At 73.5% G+C, this 20,084-nt stretch carries 14 protein-coding genes and 1 pseudogene; 13 read left to right on the plus strand and 2 right to left on the minus strand.

All coding sequences use genetic code 11. The annotated features are described in order from the left end of the window. The first annotated feature begins 44 nt into the window (after positions 1–44). The 3 genes from PUR71_RS16710 to PUR71_RS16720 are packed head-to-tail and all read left to right on the plus strand — an operon-like array spanning position 45 to position 4,326. The gene (locus PUR71_RS16710) at positions 45–1,895 is read left to right on the plus strand and encodes a CRTAC1 family protein (RefSeq protein ID WP_329927867.1); all 1,851 of its coding nucleotides are present in this window, start codon (positions 45–47) and stop codon (positions 1,893–1,895) included. A 5-nt stretch (positions 1,896–1,900) separates the two neighbouring features. Then, positions 1,901–2,917 carry an enediyne biosynthesis protein gene (locus PUR71_RS16715; RefSeq protein ID WP_329927787.1) on the plus strand — a complete coding sequence of 339 codons (1,017 nt, stop codon included), beginning with the start codon at positions 1,901–1,903 and terminating at the stop codon, positions 2,915–2,917. Next, entirely contained in the window at positions 2,914–4,326 is a 1,413-nt protein-coding gene (locus PUR71_RS16720; RefSeq protein WP_443077465.1) for a cytochrome P450, read from the plus strand. The genes PUR71_RS16715 and PUR71_RS16720 overlap by 4 nt, the downstream gene beginning before the upstream one ends. Positions 4,327–4,478: 152 nt before the next feature. Here PUR71_RS16720 and PUR71_RS16725 read toward each other — a convergent pair whose 3' ends face one another. After that, positions 4,479–5,201, minus strand: a complete 723-nt coding sequence (locus tag PUR71_RS16725; RefSeq protein ID WP_329927788.1) for a helix-turn-helix transcriptional regulator — start codon at positions 5,199–5,201, stop codon at positions 4,479–4,481. Between the two features lie 642 nt (positions 5,202–5,843). Between PUR71_RS16725 and PUR71_RS16730 the strand changes: the two genes are divergently transcribed. From PUR71_RS16730 to PUR71_RS16740, 3 genes are read left to right on the plus strand one after another with little or no spacing between them, the layout of a single operon-like run. Then, entirely contained in the window at positions 5,844–6,374 is a 531-nt protein-coding gene (locus PUR71_RS16730; protein WP_329927789.1) for a DUF5987 family protein, read from the plus strand. Beyond that, complete coding sequence (locus PUR71_RS16735; RefSeq protein WP_329927790.1) at positions 6,371–8,029, plus strand: GMC family oxidoreductase; 1,659 nt, start codon at positions 6,371–6,373, stop codon at positions 8,027–8,029. Before PUR71_RS16730 ends, PUR71_RS16735 begins: the two co-directional genes overlap by 4 nt. A 2-nt stretch (positions 8,030–8,031) precedes the next feature. Beyond that, positions 8,032–8,985 (plus strand): carboxymuconolactone decarboxylase family protein, encoded by a 954-nt coding sequence (locus PUR71_RS16740; RefSeq protein WP_329927791.1) that lies wholly within the window; start codon positions 8,032–8,034, stop codon positions 8,983–8,985. Between the two features lie 91 nt (positions 8,986–9,076). Here the strand turns inward: PUR71_RS16740 and cyaB are convergent, their stop codons facing one another. Beyond that, on the minus strand, positions 9,077–9,631 hold the full coding sequence (gene cyaB, locus PUR71_RS16745; protein WP_329927792.1) for a class IV adenylate cyclase: 555 nt from the start codon (positions 9,629–9,631) through the stop codon (positions 9,077–9,079). A gap of 381 nt (positions 9,632–10,012) precedes the next feature. On the opposite strand from cyaB, the gene PUR71_RS16750 reads away from it, so the two are divergent. The 7 genes and pseudogenes from PUR71_RS16750 (at position 10,013) to PUR71_RS16780 (ending at position 20,058) form a co-directional block, all read left to right on the plus strand. Then, complete coding sequence (locus tag PUR71_RS16750) at positions 10,013–15,832, plus strand: type I polyketide synthase (RefSeq protein WP_329927793.1); 5,820 nt, start codon at positions 10,013–10,015, stop codon at positions 15,830–15,832. Further along, positions 15,832–16,308 (plus strand): acyl-CoA thioesterase, encoded by a 477-nt coding sequence (locus PUR71_RS16755; RefSeq protein WP_329927794.1) that lies wholly within the window; start codon positions 15,832–15,834, stop codon positions 16,306–16,308. Before PUR71_RS16750 ends, PUR71_RS16755 begins: the two co-directional genes overlap by 1 nt. Continuing rightward, positions 16,305–16,790, plus strand: a complete 486-nt coding sequence (locus PUR71_RS16760; RefSeq protein ID WP_443077466.1) for a flavin reductase family protein — start codon at positions 16,305–16,307, stop codon at positions 16,788–16,790. The genes PUR71_RS16755 and PUR71_RS16760 overlap by 4 nt, the downstream gene beginning before the upstream one ends. Before the next feature lie 10 nt (positions 16,791–16,800). Then, positions 16,801–17,871, plus strand: coding sequence for an NAD-dependent epimerase/dehydratase family protein (locus PUR71_RS16765; RefSeq protein WP_329927795.1), 1,071 nt, complete (start codon positions 16,801–16,803; stop codon positions 17,869–17,871). A 178-nt stretch (positions 17,872–18,049) separates the two neighbouring features. Further along, entirely contained in the window at positions 18,050–18,454 is a 405-nt protein-coding gene (locus PUR71_RS16770; RefSeq protein WP_329927870.1) for a MarR family winged helix-turn-helix transcriptional regulator, read from the plus strand. Next, positions 18,451–19,226: pseudogene (locus PUR71_RS16775) on the plus strand (ABC transporter ATP-binding protein). The gene PUR71_RS16770 and the pseudogene PUR71_RS16775 overlap by 4 nt, the downstream one beginning before the upstream one ends. Then, on the plus strand, positions 19,186–20,058 hold the full coding sequence (locus PUR71_RS16780; RefSeq protein WP_329927796.1) for an ABC transporter permease: 873 nt from the start codon (positions 19,186–19,188) through the stop codon (positions 20,056–20,058). The pseudogene PUR71_RS16775 and the gene PUR71_RS16780 overlap by 41 nt, the downstream one beginning before the upstream one ends. Positions 20,059–20,084: the final 26 nt, after the last annotated feature.

A 20,084-nucleotide genomic window follows, 5' to 3' on the forward strand; every position in this document is an offset into this window, starting at 1 on the left:
TCCTGGTGCTGCCGCCGACGACGTCGGCCGCCGAGCAGGACACCATGGCGAGCCGCTTCCACTTCACACCGCTGCCGATCGAACTGCCGCCCGCGAAGAAGCAGCAGACGATCCGCACCGTCAACCAGGACTACGAGCACATCCGCGCCTGGATCTCCTCCGTCGGCGCGGCCATCACCATGACGGACCTGCGCGGCACCGGCAAGTCCGGCGACCTGTGCCTGGTCGACACCCGCACCGACCAGGTCGACGTCACGCCGGTGCCCGGCTCCGACGGCACGCACTACGCGCCGTTCGCGCTGGACCCGTCCCCGCTGCCGATGAACGACTACATCGCGCCTATGGGCTGCGCGGCGGGCGACTTCAACGAGGACGGCCGCACCGACCTGCTGGTCTACTACTGGGGCCGCACCCCGATCCTGTACCTCGCCAAGCCCGACGCCACCACGCTCGACGCGCACGCCTTCGAGCCGACCGAGCTCGTGCCCGGCCCCAACGCGACCGACGGCACGTACACCGGCGCGCAGTGGAACACCAACACCGCGACCGTCGCGGACTTCGACGGGGACGGCCACCAGGACCTCTTCATCGGCAACTACTTCCCCGACGGGCCCGTCCTCGACGACCGGGTCAGCGGCGGCGTGGTCATGAACCACTCCATGTCCCACGCGCAGAACAGCGGCGGCAAGTACGTCTGCCGCTGGACCGGCGGCACCACGGCCGACAGGTCCGCCGCCGCGTTCCAGTGCTCCGACGACGCCTTCCCCACGGAGGCCAAGCACGGCTGGTCGCTCGCCTCCAGCTCGATCGACCTCGACGGCGACCAACTGCCCGAGCTCTACGTCGCCAACGACTTCGGCAACGACCGCCTGCTGCACAACGTCTCCACCCCCGGGCACCCGAAGTTCGACCTCGTCACCGGCGCGCGCGACGGCTCCACGCCCAAGTCCAAGATCCTCGGCAACGACTCCTTCAAGGGCATGGGCGTCGACTTCGGCGACCTGTCCGGCAGGAAGGGCCTCTACGACCTGTTCGTCAGCAACATCACCACCTCCTTCGGCATCGAGGAGAGCAACTTCCAGTTCATGAACACCGCACGGGACCAGGCCGACCTGCGCGCCCAGCTCTCCAACGGCACCGCCCCGTTCGTCGACCGCAGCGCCGAGGACGGCACCGCGTGGTCCGGCTGGGGCTGGGACGTGAAGCTGGGCGACTTCGACAACAGCGGGCAGCTCTCGATCGTCCAGGCCACCGGCTTCGTCAAGGGCGAGACCAACCGCTGGCCGCAGCTGCAGGAGCTCGCGACCGCCAACGACGCCCTGCTCGACAACCCGTGGTGGTGGCCCAACGTCAAGGCGGGCGACGACATCGGCGGCGACCAGACCCTGCGCTTCTTCGTCAAGGGCGCCGACGGCCACTACAGCAACCTCGCCGGCCGCCTGGGCCTCGCCGTGCCCGTGCCCACCCGCGGCATCGCCACCGGCGACGCCTACGGCAACGGCAAGCTCGACTTCGCGGTGGCCCGCCAGTGGGACGCCCCGGTGTTCTACCGCAACGACAGCCCCGACACCGGCTCCTACCTCGGCCTGCGGCTCACCTACGACACCCCCGGCGCCGCCGGGCCGATGCCCGCCCCCGGATCCCCGGCGATCGGCGCCGGGGTGGAGGTCACCACCCCCGACGGGCGCAAGCTCGTCGACCGCGTCGACGGCGGCAGCGGCCACTCCGGCAAGCGCAGCCACTACGTGCACATCGGCCTCGGCAAGGGCGTCACCGGTCCGATGCCGGTCAAGCTCCAGTGGCGCGACCGTGACGGCCAGGTGCACCAGCAGACCGTGACGCTCGCCCCGGGGTGGCACTCGCTCCAGCTCGGCAGCCAGGCCAAGGAGAAGTGACCGACATGACCGACACAGTCCCCACCACGGCGCCCGCGGCCACCACGGCGCCGGCGGCCACCGGCAAGGCGGCCACCGCCTCCCGGCACGAGCCCAAGGTCGTCATCGCGCTGCGCCGCTTCGCGATCTCGATCACGGTCTTCAACATCCTCGGCTACACGGTCCTCGGCTTCGAACAGCCCTGGACCTGGCCGCTGATCGCCCTCGCCACCGCCTACACGACCGAGATCGCGCTGGAGCTCGTCGGCGCCAAGGTCGAGGGCCGGCGTCCGCGCTTCCTCGGCAACGGCCTGCCCGGGGTGCTGGAGTTCCTCTACCCCTCGCACATCACCGGCCTCGCGCTCAACATGCTGACCTACGTCAACGACCGGGTCTTCGTCATGATGTTCGGCGTCGTCTTCGCGGTCAGCGCCAAGTGGGTCCTGCGGGTGCCGGTGCGCGGCCGGCTGCGGCACTACATGAACCCGTCGAACTTCGGCATCGCCGCGATCCTCGTGCTCTTCCCGTGGGCCAGCATCGCCCCGCCGTACCACTTCACCGAGCACGTCAACACCCCGTTCGGCTGGCTGATCGTGCTCGGAATCCTGATGTCCGGCACCATCCTCAACGCCAAGCTCACCGGCCGGATGTGGCTCATCCTCGCGTGGCTGTCGGCCTTCGCCCTCCAGGCCGTGCTGCGCGGGCTCATCTTCGGCACGTCGATCCAGGGCGGCCTCGCGATGATGACGGGCGTCGCGTTCGTCCTCTTCACCAACTACATGATCACCGACCCCGGCACCACGCCCTCCAAGCCCGCCAACCAGATGGCCTTCGGCGCCGGAGTCGCCCTGATCTACGCCCTGTTCATGATCGCCCACATCGCGTACGGCATCTTCTTCGCCACCGCGCTCACCTGCCTGATCCGCGGCCTCTACCTCTGGTACGTCCACTTCCGCGACCGCGGGCAGGAGGAGCAGCGGGCGACCCGGCTGCGGGCGAGCGCGACCGGCAAGACGGCGGTGGCCGGAAAGGTCGCGGCGTGAGCGGACGAAGCGAGCGAACCGTCGAGAGGCGGGACGAGGCCTCCCGGCGGGTGCCGCCCGGCCCTCCGCGCCGGGCGGCCCCCACCCTGCTGCGCCGCCTCGCCGGCGACCGCCTCGCCCTGATGCGGGCGGCCGCCACCGAGTACGGGGACGCGGTCCGCATCTCCATCGGCCCGAAGACCCTCTACTTCTTCAACCACCCCGACCACGCCAAGCACGTCCTGGCCGACAACGCCGCCAACTACCACAAGGGCATCGGGCTGATCCAGGCCCGCCGGGCCCTCGGCGACGGACTGCTCACCAGCGAGGGCGAGCTGTGGCGCGAGCAGCGCCGCGCGATCCAGCCGGTGTTCCAGCACAAGCGGATCAGCCGGCAGGCCGCCGCCGTCGCCGAGGAGGCCGGCAAACTCCTCGCCCGCCTGCGGGCGTTCGAGGGCGGCCGGCCGGTCGACCTCGTCCAGGAGCTCACCGGGCTCACCCTCGGCGTGCTCGGCCGCACCCTGCTCGACACCGACCTCGGCGCCTTCGAGTCGATCGGCCACGAGTTCGAGGCCGTGCAGGACCAGGCCATGTTCGACATGGTGACGCTCGGCGCCGTGCCCGGCTGGATCCCGCTGCCCACGCAGCGGCGGTTCCGCGGGGCACGGGCCGAACTCCAGCGCGTCGTCGACGCGCTGGTCGCCGAGCGGGGCGCCCGCGACGGCGGCGCGGCCGGCGACGACGCGCTGTCGCTGATCATCGACTCGGCCCGCGGCGAGCCCGACCCCGCGGTCGGGCGCCGGCGGCTGCGCGACGAGATCGTCACCCTGCTCCTCGCCGGGCACGAGACCACCGCGAGCACCCTCGGCTGGACGTTCTACCTGGTGGACCGCCACCCCGAGGTGTTCGACCGGCTCCACGCCGAGGCCGTGGAGGTCCTCGGCGACCGCCCGCCGGAGTACGAGGACCTGCACCGGCTGCGGTACACCTCCCGCGTGGTGGAGGAGGTCATGCGCCTCTACCCGCCGGTCTGGATCCTGCCCCGGCAGGCCCAGGCCGACGACGAGATCGGTGGGTACCACGTGCCCGCCGGCTCGGACGTCCTGATCTGCCCGTACACCCTGCACCGCCACCCGGCGTTCTGGGACGCCCCCGAGCAGTTCGACCCGGACCGCTTCGACCCCGACCGGCCCCGCCCGGAGGGCGCGGGGCCGGAGCGACCGCGCTACGCCTACCTGCCGTTCGGCGCGGGCCCGCGGTTCTGCGTGGGAAGCCACCTCGGGCTGCTGGAGGCGACGTTCACGATCGCCGTCCTGGTGCGCGAGCTGCGGCTCGCGAAGGTGCCGGGCCACCGCGTGGTGCCCGAGCCGATGCTGTCGCTGCGCGTGGGCGGCGGGCTGCCGATGACGGTGCACCGTGTCCGGGGCTGAGCGGCCCGCGGGGTAGCCGCACTCCGGGGAGTCCCGGGGAACCGACGAGGGGCCCATCGTGCTCGGTGGGCCCCTCTGTCGTGCGCGGTCGTCCCGTCGGCTGCCGGTCCCTCCCGCCGTCCGCTGCCCGGCGACGGCGGCGCGAAGACCTGTCAGCCGGTGCCGGCTCGCGCCAGGCCGGCGCGCACGGCGGCCGTCCGGACGTCCATCAGGGCCAGCAGGACCGGCGGGTCGACCGTGTGCTTGGGCCGCATCACCAGGTCGGCCGGGATCACCGGGACGTCCGCGCGCACCTCGATCGGCCCGACCGAGCCGACGAACACCTCCTGCTCGCCGAGCAGGACCTCGTCGAAGGCGGCCGGCACCGAGTGCGCCAGCAGGTACCACGTCCCCGGGGGAACGCCGTCGATCCGGTACCGCCCGGGGCCGGGCAGGACGACGCAGCCGGCCGGACGGCCCTGGGGAATGCGGGTGGGGAAGAGGCCGAGGAACACCTGTCCGAGTAACCCGGCGACGGCGCTGCGGACTTCACCCCGTACGGAGGACGTCTCGTCGGCCGCGTGGCCCTCGACGCCGATCCCGGGGGTGTAGCCGCCGAGTTGGCGGAACATGGTGGGGGAGATGCCGACACTGGCCGCGAAGCGGGAACTGAACGTCCCGACGCTGTTGTACCCGACGTGGTGGCTGATCTCGGTGACGGTGAACGTCGTTTCCAGCAGGAGACGTTTGGCCTCCTGTATCCGGATCGCGGAGAGGAACCGCCGGGGTGACACCCCCGTGACGCGCTGGAATTCTCGCGAGAAGTGGAATTTGCTGTACATCGCGGCGCGCGCCATGTCGTCAATGGTGAGTATCTCACCAATGTTTTCCTGCATGGTCTCGATGGCGCGAGTCACGGCCTGTTCGATAGCCGGCTTCATTGCTACCCCAGATTCTAGGAGCCGCTTTCGGTTCGACAGTTGTGATGCCCTGGCGCCGACCTGACCAGCAATAACCGCTGTCGTCTGGTCCCCCCCTCGGCAGCGTCAGTGCCCATGTTCAACCCACCCCCCTCCGCCCGGGAACGTTCAGCGGTTCTTCACCGCGGGTTGGCGGGCGGTCTCGGTCGCCCTGGGACCGCCATGATCGGAAGTTGCGCGTCCGTGATGAATGAAGACCGTAGCAGTGCATGTCAGGCGCAACAAGAGCCCGTCATATTCATGGCATGCCCTCGGCCAGTGGCGGAATACCTACTCCGGCGTATTGCCATCGAGGTAGCAACACGGAAGAAGCGGACATGGCAAGTACGCGGCAAGTCCGTACAACTGACGGACCGTCGGAGCAGCAACGCCGAAGATGCGCGGGCGCGTGGTTCGCATGCACGATACTGCCGTCGCGCCTGCGAAACGGGGGGCGGCGGTGCCCCTGCTCCGGTTTCCGAACGGGGTGCACCGGTCCCGGCCCCCGGCTTTCCCACCCACGAACCCGAGGAGACGCCAGTGCGCTCCGACATATCGGATGAGTACCGGGCTCGAACGATGACCCTGGAGGCATTCGCGGACACCATCGTCCCCGGCGAGAAGAGGTCACCCGACGACCGGGCGGTGGCCGGGGTCTCGGCCGGCGGCGGCGCCGTGGCGGCCGGGGCGATCGAGCTCCTGGAGACGCCCGCCACCGGGATCTCCACCGCCCTGGACGACTACGCCGAGGCGCTCAACCGCCACGCCCGCGCCTTCGCGGACGGGCGGGGCCTCGCGCTCGACGACGACGTCCCGCCGTTCGTCGCGCTCGGCTTCGACGACCGCACGGCGCTGGCCCGGGAGCTGACGTCGCCCCGGCACCCCGAGAAGGAGCTGTGGGTGCTGCTGACCCTGTTCAGCAACATGGCCTTCGACACCGCGGCCCACCTGCACACCACCGACGCCATGGCGGCCGGTCACCCGGGCCTCCTCGCGATGGGCTTCTTCCAGCCCGGCGAGGACGCCCTGTGGCGGTTCCCCGACTTCTCCTACGGCCGCCCACTGGCCGAGATCCACCCTGACACGACGGCGACAGGGAGCCCGGCATGACGTCCACGGAGAAGACCGACGTCCTCGTCGTCGGCAGCGGTTTCGGCGGTGCGATCGCGGCCTACCACCTGGCCGCGGGCGGCGCGAAGGTCACCGTCCTGGAGCGCGGCCCCTGGCTGACGGCCGGCGACTTCGAGCACGACTTCCTGCTCGGCTCCTCCTACACCCGGATCTTCGACTTCGTCGTCGGCGACGGGATGAGCCTGCTCGGCGGCAACTGCGTCGGCGGCGGCAGCGTCGTCTACTTCGCCGCGATGCCGCGCGCTCCGCGCTTCGTCTTCGACCGCGTCGACGCCGCCGGCGCACGGTTGTGGCCGAAGGCCGTCAGCCGCGAGGTCCTCGAACCGTGGTACGACCGCGTCGCCGAGGCGCTGCCGATCACCCAGCAGGACTGGAACGACGTCACCTACGCGGGCGGCCTGTTCGCGGCCGCCTGCGCGCACGCCGGCCGCACCGCGAACCCGGTGCCCGCCGCCGTCGACCGCGCCAAGTGCACCAACTGCAACTGGATGATGGCCGGTTGCCGCTTCGACGCCAAGCGCTCGCTGCTCCTCAACTACCTGCCCGCCGCCCTCGCCCACGGAGCCGAGATCCGGCCGCTGCACGAGGTCCAGAAGCTCACCCGCACCGAGGACGGCGGCTACCGCGTCCACTACAACGTCATCGACGACGTCGACTACCGCGTCCACCACGAGAGCGGTGTCATCGAGGCGAAGATCGTCGTCCTGGCGGCGGGCGCCGGCGCCACCCCCGTCATCCTCCAGCGCTCCGAGCCGGACCTCGGCCGGATGCCGCACGCCGTCGGCCGCTACTTCTCCGGCAACGGCGAGCGCCTCAACACCGCGGTCGTCGACGAGGACAAGGCCCGCGACCTGCTCGGCCTCGGCCGCGGCGAGGGCCTCGCCCCCTACGGCGCCAACCAGATCGGCAAGGGCCCGGTCGTCGCCAGCTGGGACACCCTCGACGGCTCCCGGCCGGTCGGCTCCCGCTACTCGCTCGAACAGCTCTACTTCCCGCCCGGCTTCGGCACCATCCTCGCCCAGGTGCCGGACGCCACCGGCCCCAGCTGGTTCGGACGGGAGAAGAAGGAGCTCGTCCGGCAGTGGCAGTCCTGGCTGACCATCTTCACCATGGTCGAGGACGACAACGAGGGCGTCTTCGGCCCGCCGCCACCCACCGGCAACGCCGTCCGCATCTCCCAGCAGATGCTCGGCCGGGGGTCCATCGGCTACGTGCCCACCGAGAGCACCCTGCGCGGCTGGGCCGAGTCGGACGCCGCCGTCAAGGACATCCTCGAACGCGACGGCCTGGCCCGCGTGATGCCCTGGACCAACGACGTCGTCGGCGCCTACACCGTCCACCCGCTCGCCTCCTGCCGCATCGGCGACGACCCGGAGACCTCCGCCCTCGACGACGGGCACGAACTCCGCGGCCACCCCGGCATCTTCGTCACCGACGGCTCCGCCGTACCGGCCGCCCTGACGGTCAACCCGGCGCTCACCATCTCGGCCCTCGCCGAGCGCGCGGTCCCCGGCATCGTGCGGGCCGCCCGGGAACGCGGCGTGGACGTCGAGTACGGCGCGCCCGGCCCGGGTGGCGAGACCGCCGGGCGGCGCGGGGTGAAGTCCCAGCTGCCCGGCCTGCTGGGCGAGTAGCCGTGGCAGCGCCACTTCTCCGTGTCGCCCTGAGGGGAGCCCTCGGCCAGGTCCGCCACGTCGCCCCCGTCCGCCCCGCGCGGGCGGGGGCCCCGGTGGCGCGCGTCTACGCCGAGGTGGAGCGGGAGTTCGGGGTGCTCGCACCGCCCGTCGCCCTGCACGCGCCCTCCCCGGAGGTGCTGGCGGCGGCGTGGACGATGCTGCGCGAGACGCTCGTCGCGGCGGGCCGGGCGGACCGGGCGCAGAAGGAGGCGGTGGCCGCGGCCGTCTCGCGGGCCAACGCGTGCCCGTACTGCGTCGAGGTGCACACGACGGCGATCGAGGCGCTGGGCGGCTCCGCGGGGGAGAGTGCGATGGAGCCGTTGTCCCCTTCGCTGGTACCGGAGTTGGTGGGGGTGGCCGCCACCTTCCACTACCTCAACCGGATGGTGAGCCTGTTCCTGGGCGACAGTCCGATGCCGCCCGGGGCCCCGGCGGCGGCCCGCCGGGCGGCGCGGGCGGTGCTCGGCCGGCTGGCCCGGCAGGGCGCCGACGCCGCGCCCTCGCCCGGGGGGTCGCTCGACCTGCTCCCCGCTGCCCGGCTGCCCGAGGACCTGCGGTGGGCGGCCGGCACCCCGAGCATCGCGGGCGCCTTCGCGCGGGCGGCGGCGGTGATCGACGAGGGCGGGGAGCGGGCGGTCCCGGCCCCCGTCCGGGAACTGGTCACCGCCGAACTGGCCGCGTGGGACGGCACCCCGCCGGGCCTGAGCAGGGCCTGGCTCGAACCCGCGCTCTCGTCCCTGCCCCCCGAACACCGGGCGGCGGGGCGGCTCGCCCTCCTGACGGCGAAGGCCGCGTACCAGGTGGACGACGCCGTCATCGCGGCAGCCCGTCACACCGACGCCCAGCTGATCGAACTGACCGCCTGGACGTCCCTCACCACCGCCCGCCTGCTGGCGGCCCGCCTGGTTCCCTGACCCGCCGCTGACGGAAGCCCCCGCCCGCCCGGACGCTCCCCCGTCCGGCGGACGGGGGCTTTCGCCGCGTCCGGGTCCGTTCCGGCGCCGCTCAGGCGAGGCCGAGGGTCATGTGCGGGTACCCGATGAGGATGCGGTCGCCGAGGCGGACGCCGAGGTCCGCGATGAACTCCTCGATCCGCGCGGTGGCCTCGGCGACGCCGCCCGCCTCGCCCTTGAACTCGAACTCCACGAAGTCGCCCAGGCCGGCCACGGTGTCGAAGGCGACGGCGATCCCGTCGGCCGTCCACTCCTCGCGGACCTTGTCGACCACGGTGAGGTGGGTGAAGCCGAGCGCGGCCAGGATCCGGCGGAGGGCCTCGGCGTCCTCGACGGCGCTCTCGTACTCGTCGCAGTGGGTCGTCACCGCCGCCCCGACCGGGTGGAACAGCTTGAAGTTGACCGAGGCCCCGTCGTCCCCCTCGCGGATCCGCAGCCACTCGGAGACCACCTCGCCGGCGAGGAAGTCCCGGTGGGGGGCGTTGTAGTAGGTGTCGACCTGCCGGGACGGCTCGCCGGGCTTGCCGCCGCGCCCGGCGAGGGCGGCCCGCAGGTCGTCGGGCGGGCTGAGGAGCCGGTACTTCTGCTCGACCTCGATGTACTTCACTCGCGTTCCCCTGTCCGTGCGGGCGGCTGCCGGTGGCGTGCTGATGGTGCGTCGGACAGAGATGATCGCGGCTTGGCCGCGAGCACGTCGGCCAAAGCGCGCAGTTCACCTGAACGGCGGACCACTCAAGGGCCGTCGCAAAGTTGGCCGAAAAGCCCCGCAGGCCCTCGAATTTGATGACGCCGTTATGGAACAACGGATGACGCCGTTATGCAATGCCGTTATGCAATGCTGTTATGCAATAACCCGCCGCGGAGCAGCGGCAAAGCACGCTCGAAGTAGACACCCGGGCCCCGGCCGGGCAGCCTTGATTCGGATACGGCAGGCCGGTCCCGGTGCGGGCGGCGGGTCGTCAATTCGGATCCAAGGGGCGGTGAATACGTGAGCAGCCAGCGGGTCGCCATCGTGGGAATCGGGCTCAGGTACCCGGACGCGAATTCCCCGAACGAACTCTGGGAGAACGTCCTGGGCGGGCGCCGGGCATTTCGGCGGTTGCCGGACGAGCGGATGAACCACGCCGACTACTGGTCGGCCGACCGGACCGCGCCGGACCGATTCTACGCGAGCAAGGCCGCGGTGCTCCGCGATTTCACGTTCGACCGGGTCGCCTACAGCGTCGCCGGGAGCACGTACCGCTCCACGGACCTGACGCACTGGCTGGCCCTCGACACGGCCGCCAGGGCGCTCGCCGACGCGGGATTCCCGGGTGGCGAGGGACTCCCCGTCGAATCCACCGGAGTCGTCGTCGGAAACAGCCTCACCGGGGAATTCTCGCGGGCCAACATCATGCGCCTGCGCTGGCCCTACGTGCGCCGGACGGTCGCCGCGGCGCTCACCGGGAAAGGCTGGTCCGAAGAGGCGGCGGCCGAGTTCCTGGCGGAACTGGAACCGGCCTACAAGGCGCCTTTCCCGCCGATCGACGAGGATTCCCTCGCGGGCGGCCTGGCGAACACCATCGCGGGCCGGATCTGCAACCACTTCGACCTGCGCGGCGGCGGGTACACCGTGGACGGCGCCTGCTCCTCCTCGCTGCTGTCCGTCATCACCGCCGCCCGCTCGCTCGCCGACGGCGACCTCGACGTGGCGATCGCCGGGGGCGTCGACCTGTCCATCGACCCGTTCGAAGTGATCGGCTTCGCCAAGACGGGCGCGCTGGCCACCGGCGAGATGAAGGTCTACGACCGCGACTCCAACGGCTTCTGGCCCGGCGAGGGCTCCGGCATGCTCGTGCTCATGCGCGAGGACGACGCGCTCGCGGCCGGCCGCCGGATCTACGCGACGATCGCCGGCTGGGGCGTCTCCTCCGACGGCAAGGGCGGCATCACCCGCCCCGAGGCGGGCGGCCACCGGCTCGCCATCGCCCGCGCCTACGAGCAGGCGGGCTACGGCGTCGAGACCGTCTCCTACTTCGAGGGGCACGGCACCGGCACGGCCCTCGGCGACGCCACCGAGATCGAGGCGCTGTCCTCAGCCCGCCGCGCCGCCGCCCCCGGGGCCCGCCCGGCCGCGCTCGGCACCGTCAAGGGCAACTTCGGGCACACCAAGGCCGCCGCCGGCGTCGCGGGCCTGATCAAGGCCGCGCTCGCGGTGCACCACCAGGTGATCCCGCCGGGCACCGGCCACCACGACCCGCACCCGGGCCTGCTCGGCGACGGCGCCGCGCTGTACGTGCCGGGCGCCGCCGAGCTGTGGCCCGAGGACCAGCCCGTCCGGGCGGGCGTCTCGGCGATGGGTTTCGGGGGCATCAACACCCACATCGCGGTGGCCGCCGTCCCCGGCGCCCACCGCCGCACCGCCGTCGACGCCGACACCGGGCGGCTGGTGGCCGGCCGTCAGGACGCCGAACTGCTGCTCCTGGAGGCCCGCGACCGCGACGGCCTGCGCGAGGAGGCGCGGCGCCTGCTGGGCATCGTCGCCAAACTGGCCCAGGCCGAACTCGCCGACCTGGCCGCCGGATCGGCAACGCGCCTGACCGGGGCGCAGGTGCGGGCGGCGCTCGTCGTGACCTCGCCGGACGACGCCGTCCGCGCGCTGGAGCGGCTCGTGGCCCTGCTCGACGCGGGCGCTGAAGAAGGGTCCCTGCCCAGGTCCCCAGCCACGTCCCTGCCCACGTCCCTGCCCACGTTCCTGCCCAGCGAAGGCGTGTTCCTCGGCGCCTCCACCGGCACCCCGCCGAGGATCGCCTACCTGTTCCCCGGCCAGGGCTCCGGCCGCGGCGCCGTCGGCGCGCTGCGCCGCCGCTTCGCCGCCGCCGACGAGGTCTACCGCCTGGCCGGCCTCCCGCCGGGCGCCGACCACGTCGACACCCGCGTCGCCCAGCCCCGCATCGTCGCCGGCTCGCTCGCCGCGCTACGCGTCCTCGACGCGCTCGGCGTCCGCGCCGCCACCGCAGTGGGCCACAGCCTCGGCGAACTCACGGCGCTGCACTGGGCCGGCGCGCTCACCGAGGAGCAGGTGCTGCGCCTGGCCACCGTGCGCGGCAGGGTGATGGCCGAGGCGAGCCGGGGCGGCGGCGCGATGGCCGGACTGGCCGCGACCCCCGACGACGTGGAGCGCCTCTCCGCGGGCCTGGACGTCGTCGTCGCCGGCTACAACGGCCCCCGGCAGACGGTCGTCTCCGGCCCGGCCGACGCCGTCGACGAGGTCTGCCGGCGGGCCGCCGCCGAGGGCGTCACCGCGACCCGGCTCAACGTCTCGCACGCCTTCCACTCCCCGCTGGTCGCCCCCGCCGCCCGCGCGATGGCCGAGCGGCTGCGCGAGGTCGACTTCGCCCGGCCCGCCCGCCCGTACGCCTCCACCGTCACCGGCGACCTGCTCGACCCGGACACCGACCTCCGGACGCTGCTGCGCGACCAGGTGTCCCTTCCGGTGCGCTTCCACGAGGCCGCAGCCGTCGCCGCGGCCGACGCCGACCTGGTCGTCGAGGTCGGGCCCGGCCGGGTGCTGTCCGGCCTGCTCGCCGAGATCGCTCCGGAGCGCCCGGTCCTCGCCGTCGACACCGACAGCCCCTCCCTCGGCCCGCTGCTGCGGGTCGTCGCCGCCGCCCACGTGCTCGGCGCGCCCGTGCGGACCGACGCGCTGTTCGCCGGCCGGCTGATCCGCCCGCTGCCCGCGGACGGCGCCATGACCTTCCTCGCGAGCCCCTGCGAGTCCGCCCCGGCCATCGACGCCGCGCTGCTCCCCTCGACGGAGGCGCCCGCCGAGGCCACGCCCGTCGAGGCCACCGGTGAGTCCACGCTGGACCTCCTGCGCCGCCTCGCCGCCGACCGCGTCGAGCTGCCGCTGGAGTCCGTCACCTCCTCGACCCACCCCATGGACGACCTGCACCTCAGCTCGATCACCGTCGGCCAGATCGTCAACGACGTCACCCGCGCGCTCGGCCTGCCCGCCCTGGAGGCCACCACCGGCTACGCGACCGTTCGCCTCGGCGAACTCGCCGACCTCATCGACGGCTTGGCGCGCACCGCCGAGGACGGCGCCGCGCCGGCGGCCGAGGTCCCGGGCGTCGCGCCGTGGGTCCGCCCGTTCGTCGTCGAGCACGTCGAAGCGCCGCTGCCCGCGACCGCCGCCACGGGGGCGACGGGCCGCTGGACGGCCTTCGGCACACCCGGCCATCCGCTCGCCGAGCCGCTGCGCACCGCCCTCGCCGGGGCCGGCCTCGGCGACGGCGTGCTCCTGTGCCTGCCCCTCGAGGCGGGCCCCGACGACGTCGAACTGTTCCTCGCCGCGGGCCGGGCCGCCGCCACCGCACCGGCCGGCACCCGCCTGGTCGTCGTCCAGCACCGCCTCGGCGCCACCGGCCTCGCCAAGACGCTCCACCTGGAGCACCCGTCCGTCCCCACCACCGTCGTCGAACTCCCCGACCCCCTCGCGCCGGAGGCCGTTGCCCTGGTCGTCGCGGAGACCGCCGCCACCACCGGCTTCCGCGAGGTCCGCTACCGGGCCGACGGCACCCGTACGGTGCCCGTGCTGCGCCCGCTGACGCCACCGGACGGGCCGTTGACGACCCCGCTCGACGGCGACGACGTCCTGCTCGTCACCGGCGGCGGCAAGGGCATCACCGCCGAGTGCGCCCTGGCCATGGCCCGGGACTCCGGCGCCGCCCTCGCCCTCGTCGGCCGCGCCGACCCGGGCGCCGACCCCGAACTCGCCGCCAACCTCGCCCGGATGACCGCCGCCGGACTGCGCCTGCGCTACGAGCGCGCCGACGTCACCGACGCCGCGCAGGTCACCGCCGCCGTCGACCGCCTGGAACGCGCCCTCGGCCCGGTCACCGCCGTCCTGCACGGCGCGGGCCGCAACGAGCCCGCCGCCCTCACCGCCCTGACCGCCGACGACTTCCGCCGCACCCTCGCCCCGAAGACCGGCGGCCTGTCCGCCGTCCTGGCCGCCGTCGTGCCCGACCGGCTCAAACTCCTGGTCACCTTCGGTTCCATCATCGGCCGCGCCGGCCTGCGCGGTGAGGCGCACTACGCCACCGCCAACGACTGGATGACCGAACTCACCCTGCGCTTCGGCGAACAGCACCCGCGGGCCCGCGCCCTCGCCGTGGAGTGGTCCGTGTGGTCCGGCGCCGGCATGGGCGAACGCCTGGGCGTCGTCGAGTCGCTGATGCGCGAGGGCATCACCCCGATCTCCACCGACGAGGGCATCCGCGTCCTGCGCGAACTGCTCGCCGACCCGGCCGCCGGGCCCGCCGTCGTCGTCAGCGGACGCGCCGCGGGTCTGCCCACCCTCGCCCTCGACCGGCCCGAACTGCCGCTCGGCCGCTTCGTCGAGCGCGTCCTCGCGCACTACCCGGGCGTCGAGCTCGTCACCGAGGCCGAACTCACCGAGGGCAGCGACCCCTACCTCCTCGACCACCAGCTCGACGGCGACCTCCTCTTCCCCGCCGTCCTCGGCATGGAGGCGATGGCCCAGGTCGCGGGCGCCGTCGGCGGACACGCCGGACCGCCGGTGCTGGAGGACGTCGAGTTCCTGCGGCCCATCGCGGTGCGCCCCGGCGGCTCCACCACGCTGCGCGTCGCCGCCCTCGTCCAGGACGCCGGCACCGTCGACGTCGTCCTGCGCACCGCCGACACCGGCTTCGCCGCCGACCACTTCCGCGCCCGGCTGCGCTACCCCCGGACCGCCGTGCCGGCCGGCCCGCGCTCCGCCGCCTTCGACCTGCCCGCCGTCCCCGTCGACCCGGTCACCGAGCTCTACGGCTGCGTCCTGTTCCAGGGCAAGCGCTTCCAGCGCCTCCTGGACTACCGCCGCGCGAGCGCCCGGCACGCCGTCGCCGAGGTCTCCACCACCACGCCCGCCCCCTGGTTCGCGGCCTACCTCCCGCAGGACCACGTCCTCGCCGACCCCGGCACCCGCGACGCGATGATGCACGCCCTCCAGTGCTGCGTCCCCGACGCCACCCTCCTGCCGCGCGGCATCGAACGCCTCTGGCTCGCCGAACCCTCCGACCAGGACACCGAGTTCGTCGTCCTCGACGCCCGCGAACGCAGCCAGGACGGCGACACCTACGTCTACGACCTCGACGTCCGCACCCCCGACGGCCGGGTGGTCGAGCGCTGGGAGGGCCTGACCCTCGTCGCCGTCCGCAAGCGCGACGGCGCCGGCCCGTGGGTGCCCGCCATGCTCGGCTCCTACCTCGAACGCCGGCTGGAGAGCGTGCTCGGCGGCAGCCGCGCCGTCGTCGTCGAGGCCGCGGGGGACGAACCCGACCGGCGAACCCGCACGGCCGTCGCCGTCTCCCGGGCGCTCGGCGCCCCCGCCGAGTTGATCCACCGGCCGGACGGGAAGCCGGAGTTGGACGGTCACGCGGTGTCCGCCTCGCACAGCGGCGGGCTGACGCTCGCGGTCGTCGGCGCCGGCGGTGCCCGGCTGGCCTGCGACGTCGAGACGGTCCTGCCACGCACCGAGGAGGACTGGGCCGCCCTCCTCGGCGATGCCCAACTCCCGCTGCGCGACCTGCTGGTGGCCGAGGCCGGCTGCCCGCCGGACCTCGCCGCCACCCGGGTCTGGTGCGCGCTGGAGTGCCTGCGCAAGTCCGCCGCCACCGGCCAGGCCCTCACCCTCGACCGGATCGAGGGCTCCGGCTGGGTGGTCCTGTCGGCCGGCGACGCGTCCATCGCCACCTGGGCGACCACCGTGACCGACCGCGACGAACCCGTCGTCCTCGCCGTCCTCGCCGGGAAGGGGGAGTGATGTCCGCCTACTACGAGATCCGGCACACCGTCGGCTTCGAGGAGACCAACCTCGTCGGGAACGTCTATTACGTCAACTACCTGCGCTGGCAGGGTCGGTGCCGGGAGATGTTCCTCAAGGAGAAGGCCCCCGGGGTGCTCGCCGAACTCCAGGACGACCTCAAGCTGTTCACGCTCAAAGTGGAGTGCGAGTTCTTCGCCGAGATCACCGCGTTCGACGAACTCTCGGTCCGCATGCGGCTGGAGGAGGTCACCCAGACCCAGCTCCAGTTCAGCTTCGACTACGTGCGCCTGGCCGGCGTCGAGGAACTCCTCGTCGCCCGCGGCCGCCAGCGGATCGCGTGCATGCGCGGCCCCAACACGCACACGGTCCCCGCGCTCGTGCCGCCGGAGTTGCGCCTGGCGCTCGCCCCGTACGCCGACCAGTCGCGAGCGGCCGCGCCGGCGGGCACGTCCGGAGCGGGGCGGTCGCGGTGATCGGGGCCGGCGCGGACCTGCGCGCCACCATGGCCGGCTTCGCGACCGGCGTCACCGTCCTCACCACGGGCGGCGGCAGTGTGCACGGGATGACGGCGAACTCCTTCACCTCGGTGTCGCTGGAGCCGCCGATGGTCCTGTGCTGCGTGTCCCGCACGGCGGTCATGCACGAGGCCATCACCGCCGTCCGCTCCTTCGCGGTCTCCGTGCTCAGCGCCGAACAGGAGGGCCTGGCACGGTACTTCGCCGACCGGGCCCGCCCGCTCGGGGCCGCCCAGTTCCGCGAGGTCGACTGGCGGCCGGGCCCGTTCACGGGCGCGCCGCTGCTGGCCGGCTCGCTCGCCTGGCTGGAGTGCAAGCTCGCCGAGGTCCACGAGGGCGGTGACCACTCCATCTTCCTCGGCGAGGTGCTCGCCACCGACCGGGCCCCCGACGAGCGGGCGCTGCTGTTCTACGGCGGCCGCTTCCACCGAACCGACTGAGGAGACAGGGATGTTGGTGTGCGTGACCGGCGGCACCGGGTTCGTCGGCGTCCACTCCGTCGCGGAGCTCGTCCGCCGCGGCCACCGGGTGCGGATCCTCGCCCGCGACCCGGGCACCGCCGAGCGCGGTCTGACGGCGCTCGCCGTCGACCCGTCCGCCGTCGGCCTGGTGGCGGGCGACGTCACCGTCGAGCGCGACGTCCGCCGGGCGGTCGCGGGCGCCGACGCCGTCCTGCACGCCGCATCCGTCTACTCCTTCGACAGCCGTCACCACGCGGCGATGCGCGCCACCAACGCGCGCGGCACCGAGCTCGTCCTCGGTGCCGCGCGCCGGGCCGGCGCCGCTCGCGTCGTCCACGTCTCCAGCGTCGTCGCCCTGCTGCCCGCCGGGAGCGGCCCGCTGCACGCGGACAGCCCCGTCGGCCGGCCGCGCGAGGCCTACATGGCCAGCAAGGCCGCGGCCGAACGCATCGCCCGCCGCCACCAGGCCGACGGCGCCCCCGTCCTCGTCTCCTACCCACCCGCGCTCCTCGGCCCGAACGACCCCGGCCCGGGCGACCAGAACACCCGGCTGCGCAACACCCTGCGCGGCCTGATGCCCCTGTGGCCCCTCGGCGGCTTCCCGGTCGGCGACGTCCGCGACACCGCCCGCCTGCACGCCGACCTGCTCACCACCCACCCGATCGCCGAAACCCCCGCCGCCAACCGGCACTTCGCCCCCGGCCGCCACCTCCCCACCCGCACCTACCTGCGCACCCTCCGCGAGGTCACCGGCCGCGCCCTCCCCGCCCTCCACCTCCCGGCCGCCCCGATGCTCCCCGTCGGCGCCCTCGCGACGGCCGCCCAGCGACTGTGGCCCTGGCACATCCCGGCCGAGTACGGCGCCATCTACACCTGCGCCCACGCCCGCCCGGTCACCCCGACCGCGAGCACCGCGGGCCTCGCCCCGCGCCCGACGGCCGAGACGATGAGGGACACCATCCGCTGGCTCCACGACCGCGGCCTGCTGACGGCACGCCAGGCCGGCCGCGCCCTGGGCGCCCACCAGCTGGACGGGCGGCCGGCGGTCGACACCCGGTAGGGGCTCCGGCGGCCGGTCGACCGGCCTGCGGCGCCACTCTCGACAGATAGCTCTCATTGAGAGATAAAATGAAGACGTGAGTGCGAGAGCCCTGGAACCACTCGACGCCGAACCCCTCGACCCGCTCGACGCCACGCTGGCCGACGAGTTCTCGACCCTCCTCGTCGGCATCCAGCGCATGGTCCGCCGCCGCCTGCGCGACGGCCTCACCGAACCACGCCTGCGCGGCGCCCAGGTCGAACTGCTGCGCCTGGCCACCCATGCCCCCGGGATGCGGGTGTCCGACGCGGCCAAGGAGCTCGGCCTGGCCGGCAACTCGGTCTCGACGCTGGTCAACCAGCTCGTCGGCCTGGGCCTGCTGCGCCGCGAGGTCGACCCGGCCGACCGCCGGGCCGCCCTGCTCTACGTGACCGAGGAGGCCGTCGAACGGATCGCCGCCTGGCGCGCCCGCCGCACGGCCCTCATGGAGCACCTGGTGGCGGCCCTGCCCGCCACGGACCGGGCGTCGCTGGCCGCCGCACTTCCCGCTCTGCGCGGCGTCGCGGAGGGACTGCGCACCCTGCCGGGGGAGGACGGGCGATGACCGACGCGACGACGACCGGCTCGACGGAGGACGCGGTGGTGTGCCGCGGCCTGGAGTACACGTTCCACCACGGCCGCGGGAAGGCCCACGCCACCAAGGCCGTCGACGGCATCGACCTCACCGTGCGCACCGGGGAGGTGTTCGGCCTGCTCGGCCCCAACGGCGCGGGCAAGACCACGACGATCCGCGCGATCACCACGCTGCTCCCGGTGGCCGCCGGCATGGTGCGGGTCTTCGGCAACGACGCGACCAGGCGCCGCATGGAGGTGCGCCGCACGCTCGGCTACGTGCCACAGCAGCTGTCCGCCGAGTCCGGGCTGACCGGGCGGGAGAACGTCGCCCTGTTCGCCCGCGTCTTCGACGTGCCGCGCGCCGAACTCGCCGCGCGGGTCGCCCAGGCGCTGGCCGCCGTCGACCTCGCCGAGGTCGCCGACCGCATGGCCGCCACCTACTCCGGCGGCATGGTGCGCCGCCTCGAACTCGCCCAGGCCCTGGTCAGCGCCCCGCGCCTGCTGGTCCTCGACGAGCCATGGACGAGGCGGAGCGCCACTGCGACCGCATCGCCCTCATGGACCGCGGCCGCATCCGCGCCCTCGGCACCCCCGACGAGCTCAAGGCACAGCTCCGCGAACAGGACGCGGCGCAGTCCGACCCCACCCTCGACGACGTGTTCCGCCACTTCGCGGGCCGTGACCTCACCCGCGCCGAGAACGCGGAAGGAGACTTCAGCGATGTCCGCCGTACCCGCCGCACAGCCGGCCGCGTCGGCTGAGCCCGTCGGACCGGCCCCTGCGGGCCCCGACCTCGGCCTGCTGCTCGTGCCCCCACGCGCCCGCACCGGCTGGCGCGTCGTGCCGGCCCGGGTGGTCGCGATGTGCGCCGTCGAACTGCAGAAGCTGCGCCACGATCGCACCGAGCTCTACACCCGGGCGATCCAGCCCGCGCTCTGGCTGCTGATCTTCGGCGAGACCTTCACCCGCCTGAAGGCCATCCCGACCGGCGGCATCCCCTACCTGGACTACCTCGCGCCGGGCATCATCGCCCAGTCCGCGATGTTCATCGCGATCTTCTACGGCATCATGATCATCTGGGAGCGGGATTCCGGCGTCCTCACCAAGCTCCTGGTGACGCCGACCCCACGGGCCGCCCTCGTCACCGGCAAGGCCTTCGCCGCCGGGGTGAAGGCGGTCCTCCAGGCCGCCGTGGTCGTCCTGATCGCCGCCGCGCTCGGCGTCGCCATGACGTGGAACCCGCTGCGCCTGCTCGGCGTCGTCGTCGCGGTGCTGCTCGGTTCGGCGTTCTTCTCGTGCCTTTCGATGGCCATCGCCGGCATCGTCCTGACCCGCGACCGCCTGATGGGCATCGGCCAGGCCATCACGATGCCGCTGTTCTTCGGCTCCAACGCCCTCTACCCCGTCGACCTGATGCCCGGCTGGCTCCAGGCGGTCAGCAAGGCCAACCCGCTCAGCTACCAGGTCGACGCCCTGCGCGGCCTGCTGATCGGCACCCCGTCCCACCTCCCGCTCGACTTCGCGGTGCTGACGCTCGCGACGCTCCTCGGCATCGCCGCCGCGTCCTCCCTCCTCGGCCGCCTCGCGCGCTGAACCCCGTCGGAGACTGAACCCCGCCG

The sequence above is a fragment of the Streptomyces sp. SP17BM10 genome, from assembly GCF_036322405.1.
Lineage (GTDB): Bacteria > Actinomycetota > Actinomycetes > Streptomycetales > Streptomycetaceae > Kitasatospora.